This is a genomic window from Myxococcus sp. AB025B (genome assembly GCF_006518215.1).
Lineage (GTDB): Bacteria > Myxococcota > Myxococcia > Myxococcales > Myxococcaceae > Myxococcus > Myxococcus fulvus.
This window is the reverse complement of sequence record NZ_SRLW01000323.1, coordinates 1-11,265: the sequence shown is the minus strand read 5'-3', so window position 1 is coordinate 11,265 and position 11,265 is coordinate 1. Positions and strand designations below refer to the sequence as shown.

The 11,265-nt window shown below is 70.3% G+C and carries 7 protein-coding genes; 4 read left to right on the top strand and 3 right to left on the bottom strand.

Annotation, left to right across the window (positions count from 1 at the left end; all coding sequences use genetic code 11):
• The 4 genes from hrpA to FL311_RS35910 all read left to right on the top strand — a co-directional run.
• On the top strand, positions 1-3,674 hold a 3,674-nt coding region (gene hrpA / locus FL311_RS35925), incomplete at its 5' end, for an ATP-dependent RNA helicase HrpA (protein ID WP_228557307.1).
• Positions 3,675-3,750: 76 nt separating this feature from the next.
• The gene (locus FL311_RS35920) at positions 3,751-4,983 is read left to right on the top strand and encodes a hypothetical protein (RefSeq protein WP_141332193.1); all 1,233 of its coding nucleotides are present in this window, start codon (positions 3,751-3,753) and stop codon (positions 4,981-4,983) included.
• 197 nt (positions 4,984-5,180) lie between these two features.
• The gene (locus FL311_RS35915) at positions 5,181-5,987 is read left to right on the top strand and encodes an enoyl-CoA hydratase-related protein (RefSeq protein WP_141332192.1); all 807 of its coding nucleotides are present in this window, start codon (positions 5,181-5,183) and stop codon (positions 5,985-5,987) included.
• 21 nt (positions 5,988-6,008) lie between these two features.
• Complete coding sequence (locus FL311_RS35910) at positions 6,009-7,847, top strand: AMP-binding protein (protein ID WP_141332191.1); 1,839 nt, start codon at positions 6,009-6,011, stop codon at positions 7,845-7,847.
• 51 nt (positions 7,848-7,898) lie between these two features.
• On the opposite strand, the gene FL311_RS35905 is transcribed toward FL311_RS35910, so the two are convergent.
• From FL311_RS35905 to FL311_RS35895, 3 genes are all read right to left on the bottom strand, one after another.
• Entirely contained in the window at positions 7,899-8,867 is a 969-nt protein-coding gene (locus tag FL311_RS35905) for an alpha/beta fold hydrolase (RefSeq protein ID WP_194869499.1), read from the bottom strand.
• Positions 8,864-9,553, bottom strand: coding sequence for a DUF2071 domain-containing protein (locus tag FL311_RS35900; RefSeq protein ID WP_141332189.1), 690 nt, complete (start codon positions 9,551-9,553; stop codon positions 8,864-8,866). Before FL311_RS35900 ends, FL311_RS35905 begins: the two co-directional genes overlap by 4 nt.
• A gap of 36 nt (positions 9,554-9,589) precedes the next feature.
• Positions 9,590-11,265 (bottom strand): methyltransferase (locus tag FL311_RS35895; protein WP_141332188.1); only part of this gene is annotated, 1,676 nt, incomplete at its 5' end.

Below are 11,265 nucleotides of genomic sequence, written 5' to 3'. Positions count from 1 at the left end.
AGCCCACCCTGCGCTTCCCCCCCGAGCTCCCCATCTCGAGCCGGGTGGAGGACATCACGAAGGCCATCTCCGCCCATCAGGTGGTCATCGTCGCGGGGGCCACCGGCTCGGGGAAGACGACGCAGCTGCCGAAGATACTGCTCGCCATGGGGCGTGGCCGCCCTCGGCAGATCGCCGTCACCCAGCCCCGGCGCATCGCCGCGACCAGCGTGGCGGCGCGCGTGGCGCGCGAGCTCGGCACGGAGCTGGGCACGGACGTCGGCTACCAGATCCGCTTCGAGGACCGCTCGTCCCGGAGCACGGCCGTGAAGTTCATGACTGACGGCGTCCTGCTCGCGCAGATCCACAGCGACCCGCTGCTGCGCCGCTACGACACCATCGTGCTCGACGAGGCCCACGAGCGCAGCCTCACCATCGACTTCCTGCTCGGGTGGCTCAAGCGCCTCCTGCCCCGGCGCCCCGACCTCAAGGTGGTGGTGAGCTCCGCCACCATCGAGACCGAGCGCTTCTCGCAGTTCTTCGGCGGCGCTCCGGTCATCCAGGTGGAGGGCCGCACCTTCCCGGTGGACGTGCTCTACGAGCCTCCCCCCGAGGACGACGAGCTGGCGGACGCCGTCGCCGACTCGGTGGCGAACGTCCTCTCGCTCGACCCGGACGGGGACGTGCTCGTGTTCCTCCCGGGTGAGCGGGAGATTCGCGAGGCCGAGAGCGCACTGAACGCGCGCAACCTCCGCGGCACGGTGGTGCAGCCCCTGTACTCGCGCCTGTCCGCCTCCGAGCAGTCGCGGGTCTTCGCCTCCATCCCCGAGCGCCGCGTCATCCTCGCCACCAACGTCGCGGAGACGTCCATCACCATCCCGGGAATCGTGTACGTCGTGGACACGGGGGTGGCGCGCCTGTCTCGCTACGACTCGCGCTCGGGCGTCACGCGGCTGCACATCGAGCCGGTCTCCCAGGCCAGCGCCGACCAGCGCAAGGGACGCTGTGGCCGCGTGCGCGAGGGCATCTGCGTGCGCCTCTACGACGAGGCGAGCTTCACGTCGCGGCCCGCCTTCACCGACCCCGAAATCAAGCGCACGGGGCTGGCGGGCGTCATCCTGCGGATGAAGTCCCTGGGCCTGGGTGACGTCGAGGACTACCCCTTCCTCGACCCGCCCCAGCCGAAGGCCATCGCCGAGGGCTGGCGGGTGCTGGAGGAGCTCGGGGCCATCGAGGGCAAGGAGCGCACGCTGACGCCCCTGGGGCACCAGCTCGCGCGCTTCCCGGTGGACCCGCGCATCGCTCGGATGATTCTCGCCGGCGCCGAGTACGGGTGTCAGGACGAGGTGCTCATCGTCGCCGCGGCGCTCAACCTGCAGGACCCGCGCGAGCGGCCTCGGGAGCTGGCGCAGAAGGCGGACGCGCTGCACGCGAGATTCCGTGACGAGCACTCGGACTTCACGGGGCTGCTCAAGCTGTGGGCCTTCATCCGCGAGGCGGACAGCCGGGGGACGTCGCATCTGCGGCGGGTGTGCCGGGACAACTTCCTGTCCTTCCTGCGGGTGCGAGAGTGGCGGGACGTCCAGCGTCAGTTGGAGGAGACCGTCCGGGATTTGCGCCTGCCGAAGAAGGGCAAGGGCGCGCCGGTGCGGGGTGATGTGCTGCACCAGGCGCTCCTCACCGGGCTCCTGTCGCGCATCGGCCAGTGGAATCCGGAGCAGCGGCACTACACGGGCGCGAAGCAGACGCGCTTCATGGTGCACCCCTCGTCGGCGCTCGCGAAGAAGCCCCCGGCCTGGGTGATGGCGTTCGAGCTGGTGGAGACGTCCCAGTTGTTCGCGCGCACGGCGGCGAAGCTGGACCCGGAGTGGCTCTCCGAGGCGGCGCCGCACCTGCTCAAGCGCAGCTACTCCGAGCCGCACTGGTCGGAGAAGTCCGCGCGCGCCGTCGTGAAGGAGAGCGCGACGCTGTTCGGGCTCCCGGTCTTCAAGGAGCGGCCCGTGGCCCTGGCGGGCATGGACCCCGAGCGGGCGCGCCTGATGTTCATCGAGCACGCCCTGGTGCGGGGCGAGTATCGCTCGCGAGGGGCGTTCCAGGAGAAGAACCGCCGGGTGCTCGAGCGCGTGGCGAGCCTGCGGGACAAGGCGCGCAAGAGCGAGCTGCTCGACAGCGAGGCGCTGCTGACGTTCTTCGACAAGCGCGTGCCCGAGGACGTGACGGACGGCGCGGGCTTCGAGGTCTGGCGTCGCAAGGCGGAGGCGGCCGACCCCGAGGTGCTCGTCCTCACGATGGAGGATGCGCTCGCGTACGACCCGGGGCTGTCTCCGGCGAACTACCCGGACACCCTCGGTCTGCACGGCGTGTCCGTGCCGGTGGCGTACACCTTCGACCCCTCGGCCGAGGACGACGGCATCACCCTGAGCGTGCCGCTGCTGCTGCTCGCCCAACTGGTCCCGGGAGAACTCGACTGGACCATCCCCGGGTGGCACCGGGAGAAGCTGACCGCCCTGCTCGAGCAGCTCCCTCGCGCCCAGCGCAAGCAGCTGGGGCCGTTGCCGGACCTGGTGGAACTGCTCGCGAAGGAGCTGGTGCCCTTCCGCGGGCCGTTGATTCCAGCGCTCTCGCGCGCGGTGTCCCGGCTGAGCGGCATGGACGTGCCCGAGGAGTCCTTCCGGGCGGAGGCCGTGTTGCCGTATCTGCGCCTGACGCTCCGGGTGATTGACGAGAAGGGGAAGGAACTCGCGCGGGGACGCGATGTCGACGCGCTGCTCGAGCAGTACGGAGGGCGTGCCCGGGCGGTGCTGCGCAGCGCGGCGCCGACCTCGGATTGGGAGAAGAAGGGGCTGACGGCGTGGACGTTCGGGGAGCTGCCCTCGGTGGTCACCCGGCGGGTCGGTGGACTCGAGGTCCGCAGCTATCCGGCGCTCGTCGACCGGGGCGCCACGGTGGACCTGGTGCTGCTGGAGACGTCCGCGGCCGCTGACGCGGCCTCGCGCACGGGGGTCCGGCGGCTCCTGATGCTCGCCGCGCGCGGGCATGTGGCTGTCAGCGCCTCGCGCATGCCGCAGCCGTTCCCGTCGCTGGATGGTGCACCGCCCGCGCGGGGACAGGCCGAGGCGTTCAAGGCGCTCGTGCTCGCACGCGCCGTCGATGATGCGTTCAAGCTCGCGCCGGGCGCGCCGCTGCCTCGCACGAAGGCGGCGTTCGACGCGCTGCTGCGAGAGGGCTCACCGCGCATCGAGCAGGAGGCACGGGACTGGGCGAACGCCGTCATCGTCACGTCTGGGGAGCTCGCGCAGACGCTCGCGGCGCTCAAGACGGCGTCCAAGGGGCCGAGCGGCGCGGCGGCGGTGCGGGACATCCGCTCGCAGCTCGCGCAGCTGTTCCCCGCGAAGCTCATCGAGTGGATCCCCTTCTCGCGACTGATGCACTACCCGCGCTATCTGCGCGCGGTGCAGGCGCGGCTGTCGCGTGCGGTGGCGAACCCGGGCAAGGACGCGGGGAAAGCCGCGCCGTTCACGCCCCTGTGGGAGACCTTCCTCACCAAGAGCGCCACCGTGCGCGACCCGGAGGCGGCGCAGGAGCTGCGGTGGGCTTTCGAGGAGCTCCGCGTGGCCATCTTCGCGCCGGAGGTGACGACGCCCGTGTCAGTGACAGTGGCGAAGGTCAGCGCGGCGCTCGCGGCGCTGCGGTAGAACTGTTATAGGCCGCTCCGCTCGGCCGTATTCACCCGAGGGGGAAAACACCAAGACGTCGGAGCGGCATATTGAGATGTTCTGGCGTTGTTCGAGTTGCAACCACCGCAACCTCGGCCGCCACATGGTGTGCCAGCGCTGCAAGAACGCCAAGGACGGCAGCGAGCAGTACGAGATGCCGGAGGACACCGCCTCCGCCGTCACCGTGACGGACGAAGCGCTGCTCAGGATGGCCACCTCCGGCCCCCACTGGCGCTGCGCCTACTGCGAGAGCGACCAGCGCGCCCTCGACGGTGGCTGCAAGAACTGCGGCGCCTCCGCCGTCGATGGCAAGAGCACCGCCGACTCCGTGCCGCCTCCTCCCGAGCTGCCCACCGGGAAGAGCAAGCCCCGCCGCATCGGCTGCTACATCCTCCTGGGCCTCGCGCTCTTCTGCTGCTGCCCCGCGATGATCGCCGGACAGAGCGGCTCGTCGTCCACGACGAAGGAAACCGCCGCCGCCACCACCGCCGCCAAGGGCCCTGAGTGGACGCGCGCGCTCCAGGTCCAGGACGTCGCCTGGGAACACACCGTGAGCGTGGAGCGCTACCGCCTGGTGGACGAGGAGGGCTTCGAGGAGGACCGGCCGGAGGACGCCCTCCAGGTGAAGGCCCAGGGCAAGCGCCACCACCACGACGACCAGGTGCTCGACGGCTACCAGACCGTCTCCTACACCGAGCGCGTCCAGAAGGGCTTCACCACCGAGACCTACCGCGACAAGGAGGCCTGCGGCGAGGACTGCACCACCACGCCCGAGAAGTGCAAGGAGACCTGCACCAGCAACAAGAACGGCTTCGCCACCTGCAAGACGACCTGCACCGGTGGAGAGAAGCGCTGCAAGACGCGCTACTGCTCCGTGACCAAGACGCGCAAGGAGCCGCGCTACGTCGACGAGCGCCGCACGCGCAAGGAGCCGCGCTACCGCGGCGTGCCGCGCGACGCCACCTGGTACACCTGGAAGGCGTGGCGCTGGAGGCACGAGCGGGACGTGAAGGCCCAGGGCACCACCGTGCAGACGCGCTGGCCGACCGCCGCCGAGCTCAAGCCCGCCAAGGCCCTGCACTCTGGCGAGAAGGAGCGCGACGCCCGCGAGGTGAAGTACACCGTGCGCTTCCACGGCGATGCCGGGCCCGCCATCACCTACGTCCCGGCCACGCTGGAGGAGTTCCAGCGCTACACGCCGGGCAGCACGCACACCCTCCAGCAGGATGAGGGCAAGGTCTCCGTCGTCGCCCCTCCGGCCCCCGCACCCGACGCCTCCACGAAGTAGCGAAGCGGGGCTGCCCGGCGCACCCCGGGCAGCCCTCGCCGCGAGGCCCTCGTCGGGGTCATCACCGCCTCATGGCCCAATGCCTGTCACCGCACGCGCCTTGCCACGGCGCGCCATGAATTCGTGCGCTCATGCCGCACGCCTTCACTGCGAGAGAAGCTAGTCTCGGGGACTCATCCTCGTGCAAGGAATCCCGAATGGCGACAGTCCGCTTCGACGTGCAAGGCCATGTGGCGCTCATCACCCTGGACAGGCCGGAGGCGCGCAACGCCATCGACGCGCAGATGGCCTATGAGCTGGCCGAGGCCTGGGAGCGGCTGCGTCGGGATGAACACCTGCGCGTGGGCATCGTCACCGGCGCGGGCGAGAAGGCCTTCTGCGCGGGCGCGGACCTGGTGAAGACCATCCCCCTGCTCTCCGGCGCGCGCAAGCCGCAGGACCGCTTCGAGGAGGCGCTCGTCGCCGACCGCAGCTTCGGGTGGAAGGCCATCCTGCGCGACTTCGACTGCGAGAAGCCCGTCATCGCCGCCATCAACGGCCACGCCGTCGCCGGCGGCATGGAGCTGGCCCAGGCCACGGACTTGCGCGTGGCCTGCCATGAGGCCTCCTTCGGCCTCCAGGAGGTGAAGTGGGGCCTGTTCCCCGCGGGCGGCTCCACGGTGCGCCTGCCCCGGCAGCTCCCCCAGGCCCACGCGATGGAGATGCTCCTCACCGGCGCGCTCATCCCCGCCTCCCGCGCCTTCGAGCTCGGCTTCCTCAACCGCGTCGTGTCGCGCGCGGAGCTGCTCCCCACCGCCTTCCAGCTCGCCGAGCAGATCGCCGCCAACGGCCCCGTCGCCGTGCGCCTCATCCGCCGCTCCGTGCGCGAGTGCCTGGGCCTGCCGCTCGAGGACGCCCTGCGCCGGGAGCTCGAAATCGCCGAGCCCATCTACCAGACGGAGGACGCCGTCGAGGGTCCCCGCGCCTTCCTGGAGAAGCGCCCCGCGCGCTTCGTCGGTCGCTGAGAGCCCCTGGAGCCCACACCCATGACAACGAACACTCCCTACCGTCCCCTCGCCATGCGCGGCCCCAGCGTGCGCGTCCAGTCCCGCCCGGATGGCTCGCTGCTGCTCGAGAGCGGCTACTCGTACGCGGACGTCGAGCGCAGCATCGTCCACGTCCTCGCCCGACAGGCCCGCGCCATCCCCGACCGCGTCTTCCTGGCGCAGCGCGCGCCGGAGGGCTCGTGGCGACAGCACACGTACGCGGACATCCACCGGCAGGCGCGCGCCTTCGCCCAGGGCCTGCTCTCGCGCGCGCTGCCCGAGGGCCGCTCGGTGATGCTCCTCTCCGGCAGCTCCATCGAGTTCGCCGTGGTGATGCTCGGGGCCATGATGGCCCGCGTCCCCGTGGCCCCCATCAGCGTGCCCTTCTCCCTGTGGAGCGCGGACCACGGCAAGCTGCGCCACGCCTTCGCCGTGTGCCGGCCCGCCATCGTCTATACCGATGACGCGGACCGCTTCGCCAAGGCCCTCCAGGCCCTGGACCTCTCCGACGTGGAGGTCGTCACCGCCACCGGCACCCCCGCGGCGCCCCGTCACTCGCGGCTGTCCTCGTGGCTGGACACACAGCCCACGTCCGCCGTGGACGACTCCATCGAGCGCATCCACCACGACACCGTGGCCAAGTGGATGTTCACCTCCGGCTCCACCGCGCAGCCCCGCTGTGTGGCGCAGACCCAGGGGATGATGTGTCACCAGCTCGCGAGCTGGGCGGCGCTGGAGCTGCCCGCCTCGGACCGCCCCGCGCCCGTCATCCTCGACTGGATGCCCTGGAGCCACGTGGGCGGCGGCAACATCGGCTTCAACCACAACCTCCTGCGCGGCGCCACCGTCTACCTCGACGAGGGCCGGCCCATGCCCGGCCTCTTCGAGAAGACCATCGCCAACATCAAGAGCGTGTCCCCCACGGAGTTCTCCTCCGTCCCGGTCGCCTTCCGCATGCTGGTGGATGCGCTGCGCACCGACGCCGAGCTGTGCCAGGCTTTCTTCCGCCGGCTGGAGACGATGGCCTACGGCGGCGCCGCCCTGCCCACGCCCGTCGCCAACGAGCTGCAGGCGCTCGCGGTGAAGACGGTGGGCCACCGCATCCCCTTCACCACCATCTACGGCGCCACCGAGACCCAGTGCATCACCCAGGTGCACTGGACCACCGACGAGACGGGCCTCGTGGGCCTGCCCCTGCCCGGAGTCCAGCTCAAGCTGGTGCCCACCGATGACCGCCACGCCCTGCGCGTGAAGGGCCCCACGGTGACGCCGGGCCACGACGCCGAGCCCACGGGACGACAGGGCTTCGACGAGGAGGGCTTCTACGAGCTGGGCGACGCGGTGCGCTTCCTCGACCCTGCCCGGCCCGAGGCGGGGCTCGTCTTCGCGGGGCGACTGGCCGAGGACTTCAAGCTCAACACCGGCACCCGCGTGGCCGCGAGCGCCCTGCGGCAGCAGGTGCTGACCACCGCCGCGCCGCTGCTCTCCGACTGCGTCATCTGCGGGCTCGGGGAGGAGGCCGTCGGCGTCATGGCCTGGCTCAACCCCAACGCCATCACCGCCCTGCTCGGCCCCGCGCCGGCTGACACGCCGCCGCACGCGCGCCAGGACGTGCTGAACCGGCTGCGCGAGTCGCTCGAGGGCCACAACCGCGCCTTCCCGGGCTCGTCCCACGCCATCCGCCGGCTGCTGCTGGTGGCCGAGCCTCCGTCCTTCGACACGCACGAACTGACGGACAAGGGCTCCATCAACCAGCGCGTCGTGCGGGAGAACCGCGCGGGCCTGGTGCGAGAGCTGTTCGCCTCCGAGCCCGGCGCTCGCGTGCTCGTCCTGGCGTGAGGCACCGAGGCCGGGTGCAGGTGCGCCCCCGGCCTCGTCCTCCCGCGGGCGTCAGCTGCCCACGGCCCTCGCGCCCAGGGGCAGACCCTGGAGGAAGGTGTCGAGCGGGGCGATGAGCGCCTTCATCCCCTCGGGCGACGTGGGCCAGTGGCCCTGCCCCGCCAGCTCCACGTACGCCTTGGGGATGTCCCCGAGCTGCTCGTACGTCTTGCGGCTGTACTTCATGGGGAACATCCGGTCCTGCCGGTCATGCATGACCAGGAACGGGAAGCGCGCGGCGCCGAACGGAACGCTCTTCTGGTAGTCGGACATCACGCTGACCATCGCCCGCAGCGTGCAGCTGCCGCCCACCAGCGGGTCCTTGCCGTAGGCGTCGTTGAAGTCGGCCGAGTCCGACAGCCGCGAGTACTGGAGGAACGCCTTCACCGGCACGCGCACCTTCGGCATCAGCTTCGCCAGTCCCCGGAAGAGGCTCACCACCAGGGGCATGGCCTTGCCGGGGCTGAACTCCGTCTGGATGAACTCGCGGTCGCTCGGGTCCACGCAGGCGTACCAGGCCATGACGTCCACCGGCGTGCGCTCGGCGGCGAGATAGGACGTCATGCCGCCGAAGCTCAGGCCGAAGGTGACGACGGGCCCCTTGAACTCCTGGCGCGCGCGCTGGATGACGTCCACCAGGTTCTTCACGTGCGCCTCGAGCGTGTAGTCGCCCAGGCCCTGACGGTCCAGGCCACAGCCCTCGAAGTCGAAGGTGATGACGTTGTAGCCCAGCTCGCGCAGCAGCAGCGCCGGGTAGGCGAAGAGCCGCCCGTAGGACACCGAGCCCGGCACCAGGATGATGACGGGCCGCTCGGGACTGGCCCCTGGGTAGAGGTCCAGCGCGTGCGTGCGGTGCTGTCCGCGGTACGTGCTCTCACGCACGTGCCGCGTCCACTGCCGCAGCGTCTCCTCGCCGCCGTACCAACGCAGCAGGTAGTTCTTCCAGTACTCGGCCCCCGAATAGGGCAACGGGCCGCTCACGCCCGGGGCCTCGCGATGACCTCGAAGGGCTTCCAGATGTAGTCGATGACCTCCGTCACCTTGTAGCAAGCGCGCGGCTCGGCGGACTTGAAGAAGTTGGTCGCGAAGTCCTTGCAGGCCACCTGCTTGAGCGGCCAGCGGTAGCGCTCGATGACCACGCGGCGCACCACGCCGTCCGCGTTGACGGTGTAGGCGCGGTCCAGCGTGTTGGCGATGTCCTCGATTTCGGGGTCCACCGTCACCGGGGCGTGGTCATCCAGCTCGTAGCGCACGAAGCGGTCGCCGGTGCGCAGGTCCACGCGGTTGCCGGTGCGCGTGGTGACGCAGGACTCGATGACGATGTCGGTGAAGAGCTTCAGGCCCGTGCGCGCCATGAAGCTGGGCGAGCGCACCGCGGTGAAGTACAGGCCCTTGTCCTTCTTCTCCTCGTTGTACTCGGCGTCCTCCAGCAGCGTGCGGAAGAGGAACGCCTGATACGTGGGGCGCATGACGGGGGGCAGGAACTGGGGCCCCATGCGGTGCGGCGTCACGTTCACCAGGGACACGACGGACTTGCCGCCCACCGAGCGCACCTTCAACTGCGAGGGGATGTGCTGCTTCATCTCCTCCAGGTCCACGGTGAAGTGGACGATTTCGATGTCGTGCAGCTTGCCGGCGAGGGTGATGGGGAGGTCTTTGAGGCTCATGGTTTTTCCTTGGAGAGAGTGGAAGCGGGATGACGACTAGGACTTGAGCAGGGCCTGGAGCCGGGCATTGACCTCGTCCTCGGACATGGCGTCCACGTCCAGGGTGGGCTCGGTCGCGGCCGGCGGTGGCTCAGCGGCGGGCGCGGCGCGCTTCACGCTCGCGAGCATCCGGTCCACGTGCGCGTCCAGGCTCAGGTCCTCGAAGAGCTGGGACATGGGCAGCGACACGCCCAGCTCCTTCTCGAGCACGTTCTTGAGCTGCAGACCCGTGAAGGAGTCGAAGCCCAGCGAGATGAACGTCGAGTCGAACGCCACGCTGTCCTCCTTCGCGAGCTGGAGGACCTTGCGGATGCGCTCCTCGAGGAACGACTTGAGCTGCCCCCGGGCCTGCGCCGGGTCCGCGGACAGCGACAGGCCGCCCGTGGACTGCGTGGAGCGCACAGCCGCGGTGGTGCTGGCCGAGCGCGGCGCCTCGAGCGGGAAGCGCCCTTCCGCGTCCGCGTGGGCCACGATGTCCGCGTAGGCCTGGGGCGCGTCCAGGTAGCGCTGGTTCATGGAGAGCAGGACGTCGCGACTGAGGAAGGGCTCCTTCTGGAGTGTGAGCACCAGGTACTGCGCGAGCCCCGTGCCCAGCAGCTTGCCCAGCATGTGCGGGCCCACGATGAAGGCGCTCTCGGCGGCGGTGATGTTCTGCTTGAGCCGCGCCATGGACGCGTCGTACTCGCGGTCATCGAAGAAGTTGCTGATTTCGCGGCTCAGGTCCACGCAGCCGATGATGCGCAGCCCCGCCTCGGCGAAGAGCTGCGCCCACTCCTTGCGCGGCAGCAGGTGCGCCTCGGACTCCTCGTGGCGCAGCGTCTCGTCCACCGTGGAGACGATGTCCGACGCGACCAACAGGCCTCCGTTGGCCAGGTGCCGCTGGATGTTGGCCAGCACGCCGCGCTTGTCCTCGATGTGATGGATGACCTGGAACGCCTGGATGAGCTCGTACTGGTCCGGGAACTCGTCCTTCGAGCTGTCGCGGTTGAACAGGCGCACGCGGTCCTGGAGGCCGCGCTCCTTCACCTTTTTGCCGCCCGCCTCCACCTGCGCGAGCGTGATGTTGTAGCCGTCCAGCTTCAGGTGAGCGTGGTTCTTCGCCAGGTCGATGAGGTCCGACGCGTAGCCGCACCCGATGTCGAGCACCCGCCGGATGGAGGAGAAGTCCACCGCGCGGTACGTGACGGAGCGCAGCTCGCGCAGCGCCTCGCCGTAGACGTGCTCGAAGTGGACGTGGTCGTCCTCGGGGAAGAGGTCGGGGTAGAAGACCTTGAGCCACGAGAAGCCCTTGGGCACCTCACGCAGCGGAGCCCAGTGCAGGTACAGCTCCTGGCCTCGCGTGTTGAAGCGCTCGAAGGAGCGGCCGAAGTCGGAGTACACGTCCGCCACGCCCACGCTGCCCAGCTCGCTCGAGGCCTGGAGCTGCGAGGCCACGCGGACCACGGACGACGAGGTGGACGGCGACGACACGCGCGGCTGGGGCACGGGCTCGGCGTGCCAGTGGCGACGCCGCTGGAACGGGTAGGTGGGCAGGGACACGGTGCGGCGCGCGTACGGCTTCTCGTACTCGCTCCACGCCACCTCCACTCCCTTCACGTACAGCGCCCCCAGCGCCTCCAGCGCCGTCTCCCACTCCCCCTTCCCCTTCCTCAGACTCGCCACCCACTCCAGCC